General features: G+C 60.0%; 9 protein-coding genes and 1 tRNA gene. 9 read left to right on the forward strand and 1 reads right to left on the reverse strand.

Annotation, left to right across the window (positions count from 1 at the left end; translation table 11 throughout):
• Window positions 1-20: 20 nt before the first annotated feature.
• Window positions 21-1,526 carry a nicotinate phosphoribosyltransferase gene (locus SH292x_RS06195; protein WP_442484720.1) on the reverse strand — a complete coding sequence of 502 codons (1,506 nt, stop codon included), beginning with the start codon at window positions 1,524-1,526 and terminating at the stop codon, window positions 21-23.
• A gap of 713 nt (window positions 1,527-2,239) precedes the next feature.
• Between SH292x_RS06195 and SH292x_RS06200 the strand changes: the two genes are divergently transcribed.
• From SH292x_RS06200 to SH292x_RS06240, 9 genes are all read left to right on the forward strand, one after another.
• Window positions 2,240-2,313, forward strand: a tRNA-Thr gene (locus SH292x_RS06200).
• Window positions 2,314-2,400: 87 nt separating this feature from the next.
• Window positions 2,401-3,732, forward strand: a complete 1,332-nt coding sequence (locus SH292x_RS06205; RefSeq protein ID WP_442484721.1) for a DNA-directed RNA polymerase subunit alpha C-terminal domain-containing protein — start codon at window positions 2,401-2,403, stop codon at window positions 3,730-3,732.
• A gap of 43 nt (window positions 3,733-3,775) precedes the next feature.
• A complete protein-coding gene (gene tgt, locus SH292x_RS06210) occupies window positions 3,776-4,924 on the forward strand; it encodes a tRNA guanosine(34) transglycosylase Tgt (RefSeq protein WP_442484722.1) in 1,149 nt (382 codons plus the stop codon).
• 189 nt (window positions 4,925-5,113) lie between these two features.
• Window positions 5,114-5,485 carry a preprotein translocase subunit YajC gene (gene yajC / locus SH292x_RS06215; protein ID WP_442484723.1) on the forward strand — a complete coding sequence of 124 codons (372 nt, stop codon included), beginning with the start codon at window positions 5,114-5,116 and terminating at the stop codon, window positions 5,483-5,485.
• Window positions 5,486-5,494: 9 nt separating this feature from the next.
• Window positions 5,495-8,881 (forward strand): protein translocase subunit SecD, encoded by a 3,387-nt coding sequence (gene secD / locus SH292x_RS06220; RefSeq protein ID WP_442484724.1) that lies wholly within the window; start codon window positions 5,495-5,497, stop codon window positions 8,879-8,881.
• 163 nt (window positions 8,882-9,044) lie between these two features.
• Complete coding sequence (locus SH292x_RS06225) at window positions 9,045-10,538, forward strand: DUF3375 domain-containing protein (protein WP_442484725.1); 1,494 nt, start codon at window positions 9,045-9,047, stop codon at window positions 10,536-10,538.
• A complete protein-coding gene (locus SH292x_RS06230; protein ID WP_442484726.1) occupies window positions 10,535-11,149 on the forward strand; it encodes a DUF4194 domain-containing protein in 615 nt (204 codons plus the stop codon). The genes SH292x_RS06225 and SH292x_RS06230 overlap by 4 nt, the downstream gene beginning before the upstream one ends.
• A 62-nt stretch (window positions 11,150-11,211) precedes the next feature.
• The gene (locus tag SH292x_RS06235) at window positions 11,212-14,610 is read left to right on the forward strand and encodes an ATP-binding protein (RefSeq protein ID WP_442484727.1); all 3,399 of its coding nucleotides are present in this window, start codon (window positions 11,212-11,214) and stop codon (window positions 14,608-14,610) included.
• Between the two features lie 190 nt (window positions 14,611-14,800).
• A complete protein-coding gene (locus SH292x_RS06240; RefSeq protein ID WP_442484728.1) occupies window positions 14,801-16,978 on the forward strand; it encodes an efflux RND transporter permease subunit in 2,178 nt (725 codons plus the stop codon).
• Window positions 16,979-17,049: the final 71 nt, after the last annotated feature.

The following is a 17,049-nucleotide window of genomic DNA, read 5'->3' on the forward strand; positions in this document are numbered from 1 at the left end:
GGTGCACCTATTAACTTAACTTAACTTTGCTCGGTGAAATCCCAACGCATCTCGCGGATCATGGCGTCGCGCTGCTCGTGCAGTCCCACATCGATGCCGACGGGGAACTCGTGCGGATTCAGTAGTCGCCGAACCGTCGGATGGAGCCTGGCAAGTTCCTGCGAGGCCCGCGTGCGAGCGACTTCCAGCGTTTCGGTGCCATCGGCGAACGGCCCCATCAGTTTGCCCTGTTGCATCACGGGTACGAGCAGATCGTGCCCCACGGTGCCTTCGGGGATTCGTTTGCGACGATTGCTGTCCTTGATGTCGACGATCATCTCCCGCGAATCGATTCCCCGCGTCAGGTCGTAAATCATGTCGCCGACCAGTTGATCGCCCCCTTCGGTGTTCCGTTCGGCGTTCCGTTTCTCGAAGCGTCGCACTTGCAGTACGCCCGGGATGGTCGTCTTCGCCACCTGCTCCGACAGCTTCACTTTCGGTTGCCACTCGCCGCGATCGTCTTTCATCGCGCCGAGCTTGTAGACGCCCCCGAGCGCGGGCTGATCGTACGCCGTGACCAGTTTGGTGCCGACACCCCACACGGCGATCTTCGCTCCTTGTACTTTCAGGCTCTCGATAATGTTTTCGTCGAGATCGTTCGACGCGACGATCGCCGCCTTCGGAAAGCCACCCGCGTCGAGAATCTTGCGGGCCTCGATGCTCAAGTACGCGAGGTCGCCCGAATCGAGCCGAATGCCGATCATCTCGTGGCCTTGTTCGCGAAGCCGCTGGCCTACCTTCACCGCGTTGCGGACCCCTTCGAGCGTGTCGTACGTGTCGACCAAGAAGACGCAATTGTTGGGCATCGCGCTAGCGTAGCCTTCGAACGCATCGAGCTCGTCGTCGAACGACATTACCCAGCTATGGGCGTGTGTCCCCTTCACCGGAATGCCATACGTCTTGCCGGCCAGTACGTTCGACGTCGCCGCGCACCCACCGAGGTAAGCGGCACGACTCGCGGTGAGCCCGCCGTCGATCCCTTGCGCCCGCCGCAGCCCAAACTCCAGCACCGGATCGCTTCCCGCCGCCGCGCAGACGCGTGCCGCTTTGGTGGCGATGAGCGTTTGGAAGTTCACGATGTTGAGTAGCGCCGTCTCCAGTATCTGACATTGCAGCATCGGCCCCTTCACTCGCAGCAGCGGCTCCTGCGCGAATGCAACCGTTCCTTCGAGCATGGCGTCGATATCAACGTTCAGGCGGAGGTTGTGCAAGTAGTCGAGGAACCCTGCTTCGAATAGCGGAGCACGGTCGTTCCCCGTGAGCGTCGCTAAGTACTCGACGTCGGAGTCGTCGAAGCGAAAGTCACGCACGAACTCGAGCGCCGGCCCGAGCCCCGCCACCACCGCGTAACCACCGGCGAAGGGCTTCTTGCGAAAGAACAGATGAAACACCGCCTCGCGCTCCGCACGCCCCAGCTTCCAATAGCCATAAGCCATCGTGAGCTGGTAGAGATCGGTCAGCAGGGCAAGCGACGTGGAAGTCTTCATGGCGGCCTCGGGTGTTTGTTAGTGTAAGTATTACACTAACATCGGCCGAGGCAAGAGCAGATTGAAGAAAATCTTTGATGCTTCCACGAATCCACCTTAGCCCGCGACGGAAGTCTTGGGTTTCTTGGGAACGGCTGCGAGAAGCTAAGTAGGGTGCATGTAATCCACGACCGTTGGTCAATTTGCACCTACTGAAACTATTTCCACTATTTTGCCGGCGGGGACTTGAAATGTCCTAGGGGATGTGCTCTAATGAACACTCTTCGCGAGCCGGGTAGCGACTGATACGAGCAAGCGGAGGATGGGGAAGAGGCGAACATGTTGTTTCGCCTGGGGGTCGCTGTGCGCGATAAGTGGGGCCGAGGTTTAGTGGAATTCGATTCCGCATTTCGAACTCTGCCTTCCGTACTCGCAGGTAATGTCGCACCTGCGGGTTACCCCTGCGACATTATCCCAAATGTCCTTGGACGAAGCCGCTCAGCAAACCCTTATTTACCAAGCACTTACGACCTAACTCCCGGTGGGCCGAAAATGAGTAAAGTCGCAGTCAATGAAATACAGCCGAACTGCGACATAACCCGCCAAGCGGAGCAGGGGAGCGAGCGGCGTCCTGGGCTAGGCGACCGTGGTCGAAACACCCCAATTTCCCCGGGGCGTAAGCCCATTGTGAGATTGGACTTAACACGCTAAATTTAGAGATTCGAGCGATTTTCGCCAGCGTAGCTTCAATTGGCAGAGCACCGCATTCGTAATGCGGGGGTTGGGGGTTCGACTCCCCCCGCTGGCTCTTCATGGAGCGTCAGCTTCCGGGCCGTTAGGTCGGGGCTGGCCTCGAAGAATTCACCTAACTTCTTACCAACCCGAGGTTTAAAGCATGTCGGTAGCTCAGGCTCCTACTGCCGCAATCAAGTCGATGGTGGTCACCTCCACCGGGTTCGGTCCTCGCGAGATCGAGGAAATCACACGTGCCATCTCCGAGAACTACGCCAACTACCGCGAGCTTCGCGAAGGGGTGCAGGAACTCGAGAATCAGCCCAACCGCTCGCCCGCAGCCTCGGCTCGCCTGGGCGTGTGCCAGTTCCTGCTGGGTCGTTACTCGCAGGCCATCGAGACCCTGAAGCACAGCGACGGAGGTGCCATGACGCACTTCTATCTCGGTCGCTCCTACTTGGCCCTCGACCAGTACGATCAAGCCATCGAGTCGTTCGATGCTTCGCAGCGTGCGGGCTACGATCGCGATATCGTCACCCTCGCCAAGGCGGAATCCCTTCGTTACGCCAAGCGTTACGAGGAATCGCTCAAGCTGCTCGATTCGCTCTCTGGAGCCGTTGAGCAAACTGCGGAGTACCTGTACCAGCGTTCGGCGACCGTCGAAGTGCTCGGCGGAAGTCGCGACGAAGTGCTCGCTCTCTTGGAGCGAGCGGTCCAAGCCGGCCCCACGCATGGCGGAGCCCTGTTTGGTTTGGCGCTGATCAACGATCGCCACGGCAACGACGACTACGCTCGCGAGCTCTACGAGCGTGCGACCAAGCAGTTCCCAACCCACGTTGGCACGCTGCTGAACCTCGGCATTTTGTACGAGGACATGCAGGCTTACGAGCGGGCGAAGCAGTGCTACGACCGCATCCTCGACATGTACCCCAATCACCCGCGGGCTCGGCTGTTTTACAAGGACGCCGACGCTTCCCGCGACATGTACTACGACGAAGAAGCTCGCCGCGAACAGGATCGCTTGGGCCAGGTGCTCAGCATTCCTGTGACCGACTTCGAGCTCTCGGTTCGCAGCCGCAATTGCTTGCAGAAGATGGGCCTGATGACGCTCGGCGATTTGACCGAGACCACCGAGCTCGAACTGCTGTCGAGCAAGAACTTCGGCGAGACTTCGCTGGTCGAAATCCGCGACATGCTCTCCTCCAAGGGCCTGTCGCTCGGCCAGTTCGCTCACCAGCGCCGCGAAGAAGAGCCCTCGTACGATCCCACTAGCCTGTCGGAAGACGAGCGGGCACTGCTCGATCGTCCGATCTCCGACCTCAACCTGTCGGTTCGTGCTCGCAAGTGCATGGTCCGCCTGGGTCTCACCACGGTTGGCGAGCTCGTGCGTCGCACGGGCGACGACCTGCTGGAGTGCAAGAACTTCGGCGTCACCAGCCTGAACGAAGTCCGCGAGAAGCTCACCGTCGCTGGCCTTAAACTGCGTGGCGACTGAGCATGCGAAGGCGGAAGTGCGAATGGAGAAGGCGGAATCGAGTATGAGCGAGGTTCCTGCTTCGTCCACGTCGCACGCGGTTCGCTATCGCCTCACGCACACGGATACCGCATGCCGTGCGCGACTCGGCGTGCTGAGCACGCCACACGGCGAGGTGCAGCTGCCAACCTTCATGCCCGTGGGAACCGTGGGCACCGTGAAGGGGGTAACGATCGACCAGGTGGCTGCGACCGGCGCAGGGGTCATCCTAGGAAACACGTACCACCTCGCGCTTCGTCCCGGTGCGGACGTCGTAGCGAAGTTGGGCGGACTGCACGCCTTCAGCGGCTGGCAAGGTCCGATTCTCACCGATAGTGGTGGCTTCCAGATCTTCAGCCTCGCCGAACGCGTGAAGATCACCGAGCAGGGGGCGGCGTTTCAGTCGCACATTGATGGAGCTCGCCTGAGTCTGACTCCCGAAGAATCGATAGCGATTCAGGAGCAACTCGGCAGCGACATCGCGATGCAGCTCGACCACGTGATCGCACTTCCCGCGACTCGTGATGCCCTCGCCGATGCGATGCTGCGAAGCGTTCGCTGGGCCGAGCGTTGCAAGCTTGCGGCACGGCGAGAGGATCAGTCGATCTTCGCCATCGTGCAAGGTGGACTCGACGCCGAGCTTCGGCGGGAGTCGGCCGAGCGATTGGTGGAGCTCGATTTCGCAGGGTACGCAATCGGTGGTCTGAGCGTGGGCGAGGCTCCCGCGGACATGTACCGCACGATCGAAGAGACCACGCCGCACCTGCCAACGGACCGTCCTCGCTACCTGATGGGGGTGGGAAGGCCGGAGGATCTGGTCGAGGCGGTGTATCGAGGTGTGGACATGTTCGACTGCGTGATGCCCACTCGTAACGGGCGGAACGCTCTGGCGTTCACGGACGCAGGTCCGGTGCGACTGCGAAACGAGTGCCACAAAGTGGACCCCAAGCCTCTGGAGGAGCACTGCCCGTGCCCCGCCTGCCGGCACAGCCGCGGCTACCTGCGTCACCTGTTCATGGCGGGCGAAATGCTGGGGCCGATCCTATTGTCGATTCACAACCTGACTTACTACCAGCGGCTGATGACCGAAGCCCGCGAAGCAATCGCCCAGAACCAGTATCCCGAGTTCCGGGCAAGGAAGCTGGCCGGATGGGGCGCTGCGGAGGTTGGATAGTGGTGATTGGTCATTGGACCTTCGGCATTGGGGCTTGACCCCTTCAAATCCCCCTTCCGCGTTGTGGCGTAAGGACTTATGATACCCGCTTCGGTCCACGGACCGGGGCTCGGCCTGCGCGCGTCGCCGGGCCATTTTCGTTCTTTTGCGACCCTGTATTAGTACTCCCAAACGGTTAGGCGGCGCACGGTGGATTGGACAACTCATCTACTGCTACTCGCCCAGGCTGCCGAAGAGGCCGCCCCGGCAGCGCCTGAGCGGCCTTTCTACATCGACTTCATTCCGATGGTGCTGATCGCACTATTGGCGTACTTCATGCTGTTCCTGCCCGAAAAGAAGAAGCAGGCTCAGGTGAAGCGACTCGATGCGGTGAAGGAAACCGACCGAGTGATCACCACCGGCGGTATTTATGGCGTGGTGACGAACATTCAGCGGGATGCGGGGCGGGTGACGCTGCGAGTGGACGACGTGACCGGCACGAAAATCAAAGTTAGCCTGGCCGCCATCGCTCAGATTCTGGGTGACGACGATGCGGGTGGCAAGGACAAGGCGAAAGACTAAGCAAGCGATATGAACCATCTGAACCAATTGCGGCCATGGGCTGCTCTGTGCATTTTGTTGGCCGTGATGCTGGCCTGCGTGGCGATCGCCCCGAGCACTCTGAGTGCACAGGAAACGCCCGCCGCTCCCGCCGACGAAGCCCCGGCTGCCGAAGCTCCTGAAGCGCCGGAGACTCCTGCTGCGGAAGAGCCAGCGCCCGAAACTCCGGCTACGGAAGAGCCCGCTACCGAAACGCCGGCTACGGAAGAGCCTGCTACGGAGACGCCTGCGACGGAAGAGCCTGCTGCCGAAACTCCCGCGGACGACGAAGTGGAAGTCGAAGAAGAGGAGGTCGTCGTCGAAGACACGCCCACCGATTCGACTCCTGAAGCCCCAGCTGACTCGACTCCCGAAGAGGAACTAACCGAAGGCGAAGAAGTTCCCGCTGGCGAAGAAACCACTGCGACCACTACGGCCGAAGCAAAGGCCGATGCCGCCGAAGCGACCGACTACTCGTCGGTGATCATGGGTCTCATTATTGTCGCCCTGTTCGTGGTGCCAGCGATTGTTGGCAACGCGCTGGGCAAGTCGCTCGGTATGCCCGACCACGGGTGGAAGATTGCTCTGGTGATTGGTGCGATCGCGCTGAGCGCCTTGGCGATCGGATCGGCGATGACTCGCCCCAATGGCTTCAAGCTCGGTCCCGACCTGGGTGGTGGTGTTACGCTGATTTACGACCTGGTCGATCCCGATTTGGTGAAGACCAAGGATCAGGAACTCATGGGCGATGGCGTTGAGGAGCCGGAGACCAAGGAGGGGCGTGGTAGCGTAAGCATGGATAAGATGCTCGCCGCGCTCAAGCAGCGTGTCGATCCGAGCGGAACGAAGGAAGTAACCATCCGTGCCCGTGGTAAGAGCATTGAGTTCATCCTGCCCAAAGCAGGTCAGGCAGAGCTCGATGCCATCAAGAAGAAGATTATTGAACTCGGCCAGCTTGAGTTCCGCATTCTCAGCGACCGCACTCGCGAGGACGAATACGGCGACATCATCCGTGTTGCCGAAGCCATGCCTCCGGGGCAGACAATTGTGCGTGTGAACGGTGCCCCCGTCGCACGCTGGGTGCCGTACGATGTCGAAGAGTTTGGCGCCCTTGGCGAGGTGGGTACCTCTCCCGAACGCGATGAAGCTGCCGTGAAGCGGCGTGGTGTCTCGGGTGATGAGATCTTAGTGATGCTCGACCCGTACAACGTGACCGGCGAGTACTTGGATAAGGCCGTTGCTGGTGTCGGACAGGAAGGTCCCGAAGTTGTCTTTAACTTTGATTCGCGAGGTGCTTATCTTTTCGGTAAGCTCACCGGAAGTCACGAGCCCAATCCCGGTAGCTACTACCTGGGCGTGATTCTCGATGGCCGGCTTCGTACGGCTCCGAGCATCCGCACTCGCATTACGGACGTCGGAACGATCAGCGGCCGGATGACTAAGGCCGAGGTCGATCACATCGCTGAGATTCTCGACGCGGGTAGCTTGCCTGCCGAACTCAATAAGACGCCCGTGAGCGAGGACCAAACCGGTCCCGAAATCGGTGCCCTGACCATCCAGCAGAGCACGCGGGCTATGATTGGCTCGCTCGCGCTCGTGCTCGTGTTCATCATGGTCTACTACCGCTTTGCCGGTGTGGTGGCGGCAATCGCGCTGATCCTGAACATCGCGCTCGTCGTGGCGACGATGGTGCTGCTGAACGCGGCGTTCACGCTGCCAGGTCTCGCGGGTTTGGTGCTGACCGTCGGTATGTCGGTCGACGCGAACGTGCTGATTTTCGAACGCATGCGTGAGGAACTGGCACGTGGTGCGACGCTGCGGATGGCCATTCGCAACGGTTTCTCCCGTGCGACGACAACCATTATCGACTCGAACGTGACGACGCTCATCACGGGCGTGGTACTGTACGTGATTGGTACCGATCAGATTCGTGGTTTCGCGATCACGTTGATCCTCGGCATTTTGATGAGCATGTTTACCGCGATCTTTGTCTCGCGGCTGATCTTCGACATTGCCGAACGTCGCGGCTGGATCAAGAAGCTGCACATGATGCAGATGCTGTCGAAGACCAATATCGACTTCATGAATAAGTGGCAGCTGACGACTGTGCTTTCTTTGGTGCTGATCGCCATTGGTTTGGTGGCTGTTGTGGCTCGCAAAGACAACTTGCTCAACATCGACTTCACCGGTGGTACTTCGGTGACCATGGAGCTCAAGGACGAAGAAGCGATGACCATCGCCGAAGTCCGCGACATCCTGGCCGAGTCGGAGCTTGCCGACAAGAACTTGCTGGTCGTTGCTCGCGATCAAGAAGGAACGTCGACTACCACCTACAAGATTGACACCAACGTTCAAGACGAAGTCGATGAAAACGGCATGCCGACCACGGACGCCGTGGAAACGGTGGAGAACATTCTTGCCGAATCGTTCGCCGGTAAGCTGAAGACCTATACGCTCAAGTCGGATGGCGTCGAGGCGTTCACTGAAGGCGAAGAAGGCGAGAACCAGCATTCCGGGTTCCAAGCTACCTTGCACTTCGGCGAGGAAGGGACCGATCAAGAAGTCTACGGCATCTCCCATGAGACGCTGCTAGGAACTGTGCAAGCAGTGCTGGACGACATGGAGCGCACGGGCGTTTCACCGCTGGTGACCAATCCCGACTACGTCGATGGCAGCAGCCGCCGCTTCCGCACCTGGACAGTCCAGTTGTCAGGAGTTGATGAGAGCGAAGCTCGCGCGGTGATTGATGGAGTGGTCGCCAAGTACGATGGCAAGCCGGTGTTCCCGCTTGCCAGCAAGATCGGTGGCCGCGTGGCTGGCGACTTGCGTACTCAAGCGATCTACGCCATCGTCGTCAGCTTGATTGGAATCATTGGATACCTGTGGATTCGGTTCCAGAAGATTTCCTACGGTGTGGCTGCTTCGGTGGCCATTGTCCACGACGTGCTGATTACCTTGGGTGCCGTGGCACTGAGCTACTACTTGGTGCAGTTCATCCCGGGTCTGGCAGCGGCGATGAGGATCGACTCGTTCCAGATCGGCCTCACGATGGTTGCCGCGTTCCTGACCATTATTGGTTACTCGCTCAATGACACCATCGTTATCTTCGACCGCATCCGCGAAATTCGCGGCAAGAGCCCGAAGGTGACGGCGGACATGATCAACACGGCGGTCAACCAAACCTTGAGCCGAACGATCCTCACCTCGCTCACGACCTTGATCGTGTTGGTGGTGCTGTACTTCTTCGGCGGCGAAGGTATCCACGGCTTTGCGTTCGCGATGGTCGTGGGCGTGCTCGCGGGTGTGTACAGTACGGTGTTCATCGCCTCGCCGCTGCTCCTGTGGCTGGCGAACCGCGAGGCGGCGACCTCGAAGTAGCCGACGGCGAGAAACTGCTAGCAAACCGGGCGATTTTGGCCCGGTTTGCCCCTGTTTTCGCCGACTCGCTTTCCCACCCGGGTTTCTCCGGTGCCTATAATGAAGGGTCGTCCTCGCCTAACCTCGGGCGAGGAATCTCCTTCGGCACCGGAGCGCGCCAGGCGTGAAACTGGATCGGCTACAGAGTTTCTTCTCCGCGAATCCCGCAGCTCGCCTGCTGCGCTCGCCTCACGCTGCGCCGATCGCGCATTTCTTGAACCTCCAGTTCAAGAAGACCGGTGACATAACGGTTGGACACGCCGAACTTGTCCAGCGGCTTGGCGAATATCTCGACGAACTGCACGTCACTGAGCCCGATTGTCTCGTCGATCGTCCCGATAATTACCTCAACGACTGGACTTCGGCCGAGGTGCGATGGCTGCGAAGGTACCACGACGCCGATTACGCCGAGCCTGTGTACGAACTGACGCCGCATAGCGAAGCGGTGCTGAAGTTCTTGGACCAGGCTCTCGACCGCAGCGCCGGTTTCATTGGTACCGAGTCGCGGCTCAAACGGATCATCGACACGCTGTCGGACATCGTGGTGCGAAGCTCGGCGGATCCCGAAGCGCGGCTATTGTATCTTCGCGCGGAGCGAGCAAGGCTCGACGAAGAGATCGCGGCGATCGAGTCGGGCACTGGCGTGGCGACGTACTCGGCGACCGCTATTCGCGAGCGATTCGCCGACGCCGTGAGCGACCTCGGCGACTTGCAGGGCGACTTCCGCGCGGTGGAGGAGTCGTTCAAAGAGATCACGCGTGATGTGCAGCGGCAACAATCCGACGCCGCGCTTGGTAGGGGGGCGATTCTGGGGTACGCGCTCGCGGCCGAAGATCGTCTCAAGACCGCCGATCAAGGAGTGAGCTTTGACGAGTTCGTGCGGCTCATTCTCTCTCCGAGCCGGCAGGAGGAGTTGGAGACGATCGTCGAGCGTTTGCAGGACCTCGACGCGCTCGCCGGACAGTCGAATGGGATGGAGCGTGTCCGCGGGATGATCTCGCACTTGGCGGACGAAGCGGAGAAGGTACTGCGAACAACCCGGCGACTGAGCGCCACTTTGCGGCGGCTACTTGATGTCGGTTCTTCCGGCTCGCGTCAGCAGCTTGCCACGGTGCTCGGCGAAATCAAGTCGATGGCGCGCCAGTTGGGCGATTCGCCGAGGACAGAAGGAATTGGCCTCGCGCTGGCGACCGAGCTTAACCTGCATGCTCCGATGGAGCGAACGTTTTGGAGGCCGCCGGCGACGTTTGACGTTGGAGAACTGGTGCAGCACGAGCCGGATGAACTCGATCGCTTCGCCGCTTTTCGAAACTTCGCGGCGCTCGAGCGTTTGGACTGGGGGCGGATGCGAGACAATATCCGCCGTGTGTTGGCGCATGCCGCTCGTGACGTGGCGCTGGTGGACCTCCTCGCCGAACATCCCGCCACCAATGGGGCCGTGGAACTGATGGGCTATTTGCAACTCGCCCACGATGAGGGGCACGACGTGAGTGCGGGCAAGACGCAGTTGGTGAAAGTTGCTGGCGTGGACGGTGTAGAGATTGCCTACGAGATGCCTGTGGTGGTGTTTCGAAAGCATCCCACTGGGCGAGTCGTTGGCACGGGAGCGAGACTATGAACTTTGACGAAACCAGGAGCGGCGATCTTCCGGAATACGACGACCTCGGCGTCGCGGCGGTGGGGCTGCTACAAGGAGTGCTCTACGACGACGATCCGTTGGCGTGGGACGTGCTGCTCACGCGGCAGTCGGATCTGGAAACGTACTTCGCAAAGATTGGCCTCGTGCTCGTAATCGATCGCGCCGAAGGAATGGCGTACCTCAAGCAGCTCGACGACGACCATCGCACCGATGGGTACGAGAACTTGCCGCGACTATTTCGCCGCACGGCACTCGGTTATCCAGCGACCCTGTTGTGCGTGCTGCTGCGCGACGAGTATCGTCGATTTGAAGACGAAGATCTTGATAACGAACGCTGCGTCGTGGATGTGAACGCGATGCTCGACGACTGGAAGCAGTTCTACCCGCAGGAGGCGGACGAGATTCGATTGCGTAAGCAATTGATTGCAACCTTCGCTTCGCTCGAAAAGCTGAAGTTCGTCCGCAAGTTCGGCGGTTCGCCCGACACATGGGAGGTGTGTCGATTGCTGAAAGCACGGGTTCCACTCTCGGAGCTGGAATCGCTTCGCGAACGTATGAAGACGGCGTTGGAAGGATCCGACGACATGTAGGTCGTCGGCTATTTGCAACTCTCGGCTCCCAAATTTCAACCCAACTCCCAACTGCCCCTACGATGGACGATCTGTTCGAAACTCAACCCGAGCGACCTGGCTATCGGCTCCAGCGGCTGGAGCTGTTCAATTGGGGGACGTTCGATAGCACCGACGGACACGTCTTTCGGTTCGAACCGGAGGGACGGACGTCGCTACTGGTGGGGCATAATGGCTCGGGCAAGTCGACGCTGGTGGATGCGATTCTTACGCTGCTGGTCGAGCCTCGCATTCGCAATTACAACGTTGCCGCGGGTGCTCGTAAGACGGAGCGGACGGAGAAGAGCTACTTGCGAGGTGCCTACGCGCGGACAAGCGACGACGACAACGTGGCCGTGGTCAAGTATCTTCGTCCGCAGGGAGGGAATCTAAGTGCCATCTCGGCGGTGTTTGCCGACGAACAGTTGAACCGATCGTTCACGCTCTGCCAGGTGCTGCACCTCGCCGCCGATGGTTCGACTGACAAGCTGTTTGCAATCGCGGACGAACCACGGGAGCTGCAAAACGACTTGGCCGGTGTGCGGCAGGCCGATGAACTCGTCGGCCACTTGCAGCAGTTGGGGTACGAGACAACGAAGAAGTTCGTCAAGTATCGCAGTTGGCTGGTTCGACGGACGGGCATGCTCCCCAAGGCAATGGACATGTTCAACCAGACGGTCGCCGTCAAGGACATCCAAAGCCTCGACCGATTTGTCCGCGACCACATGCTGGAGCGACACGACTGGCAGGAATCCGTCAAAAGCCTGTTGGTGCATTTTCATGATTTGAGCATTGCTCACCAAGAGCTAGTGCGGACTCGCCGAGCGGCCGAGTTGCTGGCGCCGGTCGAGAAGCTAGGGCAGCGCTACCGCGAGAGCGAGCAACAGCTGGAAGATCTCAAGAATCAGCTCGACGCCGCGGAGACGTTCTTCCGCCAGCAAACGGTGGAGCTACTCACCCCCGTAAAGCAGAAACGGGAATTGGCACTCGACCAGCTCCATACCACGCTGTTGGACAATCAGGTGAAGCTGGCCGAGGTTGGCGAAGAGCAGCGAAACCTGAAGAACGAGATCGACGAAGCCGGCGGCGAGCGACTCCGGGCGCTCCCGCAATTGATTGAAAACGCGAGGCTGCAGCTCGGCATCAAGCAGGAAGTGGCCACACGATTTCATGCGAGCCTTCGCCGCGCGGGTATCGAGTTGGTCGTGCAGGACGGGACCGCTTTTGCCACGGCTGGAGAGCTACTACGCGAGCGAGCGAAGGCGGCGCGCGAGCGTGAGCAGCAGTTGCAGCAAGAGCACAACGATCTAGTGGTGGATCGCGGGGCGAAGTTGCACGCGCTACGTGAGAGCGAGCAAGAGCTGGCGGCGCTCGGCGATCGCAAGTCGAATCTACCGGCGGCCTGGATGGTGATGCGCGAGCAATTGTGTGCTGATCTGGGCATCAAGCCGAACGACGTGCCGTTCGCGGCGGAGTTGATATCGGTTGAGCCGAACGAGCTCCGTTGGCAGGCGTCGATCGAGATGGTGCTCCGGCGGTTCGCCCTGAGCCTGCTGGTGCCGGAGCCACTCTACGCGAAGGTGCGTGCTTACATCGATCGCACGAAGCTAATCGACGGGCGCGGTCACGGGCAGCGACTCGACTACCTACTGGTTGGTCGCGGCGCCGAGGTGGCTTCGGATCGATTAGGCAAGAAGTCGCTATTGAGCAAGCTGAAGTTCCGTGATCGGCATCCCTCAACGAGCTGGGTACGTGGCGAGCTTGCGAAACGATTCGATTACGAGTGCTGCGAGTCGGCTACCGAGTTCGACCGTGCGTCGAGCCGCGCGATTACCGAAAATCGCCACGTGAAGTATGGTACCGATCGCCACACCAAAGACGACCGCGCTATTGTTGCCGACCCGCGAAACTTCGTGCTCGGATGGGACAATCGCGAGAAGAAACGCTTGCTTGCCGAGCGGATCGCGGCCGATCGTGTGGAAATCGACAAACTAAATGTCGAGGTACAGCGCGTTGCCGAACTAGTGGCCGAATGCCGTGGCACGCTTACCGCGATTGCGTCGGCGCAAGAAGTCACTCTGTTCTCGGCGATGGATCGTCTCTCGCACGAGCGCGAACTTGAATCGCTGGAGCGAGAGAAGCGTGAACTTGAAAGCTCGAACGATGCGGTGCGCATATTGCAACGACGCCTCAAAGGCCTCGCCGATACAGCAGTCCGATTGTCGTCCGAGCGAGACGAAGCGAACAAACGGCTTGGTCTATTGCAGCATGAGTTGCAGCAGACAGTAAGTCGTCTTACGGAGGCAAACCGCGCCATCGAGCAGTTACGAATGGCGGGAGAGCATGACCAGCACGCGGCGTGGTTCGCTTCGATTGCTGAATCGATGGAGCCACTTGCGCCTGATACGATCGCGGAAACCGAGAGTCGGTGGACAGCGGATCGTCGCGACGAGCTTGATAACCGCCGCGCGGCCTTCGTCAAGCTTGGCGACCGCATGACGGAGGAAATGGCCAAGTTCCTCCGCTACTTCGCTGAGCAAGAGAGTGACCTGACAGCCCGGCGAGAGTCGCTCGACAGTTTCATGGCGCTCGCGGCGCAGATACGTGAAGAAGATCTGCCCCGTCACGAACAGCGTTTTAAGGAGCGACTCAACGAGAAGGTCACGCAGGAGATCGCGATTTTCCACAACGCATTGAGTCAGGAGCGGCGGCAGATCGAAACGAAGATCTCCATGCTCAATCGCTCACTGGCGGCGCTCGAGTACCGCGCGGGGACGTTCATGAAGCTCGAGCCGCACGAGGTGAAGGATGGCGAGATCGTCGAGTTTCGCAAATCGCTACGCTCGTGCCTTGATGATGCATTCGATGGAACGAGCGAGGCGAACGAAGCTCGCTATCTGCAGATCGAGAAGCTCGTGGCGAGGCTTGCTGACAGCGAAAAGTCGCGATGGCGCGAGAAAGTGGTCGACGTGCGTAACTGGTTCACGTTCGCCGCCCGCGAAGTGGATCGCGAGACGGGCGAGACACGAAGTTTCCACGAAGGAAGCAGCGGTCAGTCGGGGGGCGAGAAGGCCAAGCTGGCGTTTACGATCCTCGTGGCGGCAATTGCTTACCAGTACGATCTCGACCCCGAGCACCCGCGGCCGGGAAGATTTCAGTTTGTGGTGGTGGACGAGATGTTCTCGAAGATCGACGACCAGAACGCCGAGTACGCCCTGCGATTGTTCGAACGCTTTGGCCTACAACTATTGATCGTGGCGCCGCTCGACGCCAAGGCCCGCGTCACCGAGTCGTTCGTGCAAAGCTACCTGCAAGTGGTGAAGGACGACACGACGGGCAAGTCGCAACTGTTCGCAATGACCGCCCGCGAGTACGACGAGGTGGTGGGACAGTTCGCTGTCGAGTCGCGGCCTAGCAGTGTGCGGCGGGTGGTGCCGAAGTGATGGGGCGATGTTGCCCAAGCTCTGGCAAAAATTCTTGAAACACATCGCGTGCTTCCGAGGTAACGTGTGGTAGCTACATGCCGCGCTAGCTCGTACCGCAATAATCCGGTAACGTAGTTCGCGTGGAAGAGGAGCCACCTCGTTTGGATTTCCTCAGTCGTTTGCCTGCCAATTGCTGAGGAGTTTTGTATTGGACGCTGCCGGATTTATTGACCGCTGGCATCGCGTGATCTTGCTGTTGGGCGGCGCGCTGGCGGTGGCGAGCATTGTTAGCCTGTGGCGGCCGGGGCTTTCGGACGACTATTCCCTTCGGACGCTCGCTGGAAGTAGTTCTGAGCAGTTCGGCACGCTTGAACAATTCATCGATAAGTTCGCCGGCGTCGAGCTGGCGATCATTGTGGTGCGTTCGGACGACGCCCTCTCTCGCGACAGCCAGCAGTGCCTCGCCCAGATTGTCGCCGATGCCCAAGCATTGCCGGCGGTGGATAGCGCAGCGGCCATCTCACAGGCTCCGGTACTGTTTCGCAAAATGATTGCCGAGAGCGACATCGTTCGCGGGCTTTTGGTGAGCGAAGATGGCAAGGCGGCGAGCGTTGTGCTTCAGATGCGCGACGACTCCGACGTGCGCGATATGCCCCGCAGCGAAACGGTCGCGGCGCTAAAGAATTCGCTTGCTCGCGCTCGGCAGGACTTTCCCGGGCATGAGATGGTTCTAACGGGCCCGTACGTCCTGAGTTATGAGATGACTCATTTGGTGTGGGACGATTTGATCACGTTCGGTCTCTGGGGGGCGCTAGCAGCGACGTTGGTGCTGGTGTTGTCGCTCGGGTCACTAAAGCTCGCGTGTTACCCGCTGCTGGTGGGGGTGGCGAGCGTGGCACTCGCGCTAGGCGCTTCGGTAGCGATGGGAGTGAACACGGCGCTCAACCTGCCGATGCTGGTGCTGCTGTCGGCGGTGCTGACTATTGCCAACTGCGTCCACTTGGCGGTGGGGCACGACGAAACCCGTGGCAACGCACAGGCGACGCTGCGGCGATTGCTTCGGCCGTGCGTGGGCGTAGTCGGTACGACGGTCGTTGGGTTCGCCGCGCTCGCGGTATCGCCCCTCCAGCCGGTGCGGTCGTTTTCTTTGCTGATGATACTGGCTCTATCCGCGGGGTTGGTGCTGAGTCTTGCCGGGGCGTGCGCTTCGCTGTCGCATAGGACGACGATTCCTCTGCTGCGATGGCCCATTTACCGTCTGCTGAGGGCGACGCTAATCGCCGTGCATAGCAAGCCCGTGTTCGTGGTAGTCATTTTCGCGGCGCTTGGGTTGTGGGGCGTTGCGCTAACGAGTCAGTTGGAGTTCAATCTCAAGTTCCTCGATAACTTCCGGCCGACGGACGAGATTCGTACCAATTACGAGTTCGTACAGCGGACGCTCACGCCGATGCAGTCGATCGAGTTACTAATTGATCGCCGTGATGGCGGGCCGGCGCTCACGCCTCGGGCGGTGCAGGCGATGTCGACCCTTGCGGAGGAGTTCGCAGGGCAGGGGCCCATAACGCGTGCGGTGTCGGTGGTCGACTTCATGACGTTTGCGGGTTGGAAGCTCCCCGATACGCAAACAGCCGTAGATCAGCGCGTGGCGTTGATTGAGAGTACGATGTCTGCCGTGCTTGGCGATAACCCCTTAGCGGCATTCGTAAATCGTGAGTCGGGGACCCTGCGAATGGGTTTCTTCGCCAACGAAGGTCCAACAGCAAGAGAAAAGATCGCCCTGGGAGACGCCATACAGCAGCGAGCTCAAGAACTGTTTGGCGATGCGTACGAGGTTCGTGTGACGGGGCTCTATCACTTCTACGCCCATGTGGCCCGTGACCTCCTGCGCGACCAGGCCGTGTCGCTGCTGGCCAGTGTGGTGGGGGTGTTCGTGACGATGTCCCTGGTGCTCAAGAGTTGGCGGCTCGCGATTTTGGGGATGGCTCCACCTCTGTTTGCAGGCGCTTCGTGCGTAGGGTTGATGGCGCTGCTGCATGTTCCCTTCAATACCGTGACATCCATGATGCTCGCCATTGCGCTGGGCATCGCGGTGGACGATACCATCCACTATCTATGGCGATATCGCCAGTGCCGCGCCCGCGGGCACTCAGTGGCCCGCGCGGTGACCGCAACGCACCTGACCATTGGCCAGGCATGCACGCTGTCGCGGATCGTCATTGCGGCGGGGTTTGCAGTGATGGGATTCTCGCGGTTTCTTCCCATCGCCTACTTTGGCGGCGTGATCAGCGTGGTGATGGGGGTGGCGCTTTCCGCCAACTTGGTGCTGCTGCCGGCACTGCTGCTTCTCGTGGACCGCTACAGTCGGCGTGCCGAGGCGACTGCCTAGGCTCGAAAATCTGCAATTTAGGTACTTGTGGCAAACCTTCGATCGGGCTATTCTGGTGCCAAAGGTTACAT

Source organism: Aeoliella fuhlenseeensis (assembly GCF_052161615.1).
GTDB lineage: Bacteria > Planctomycetota > Planctomycetia > Pirellulales > Lacipirellulaceae > Aeoliella.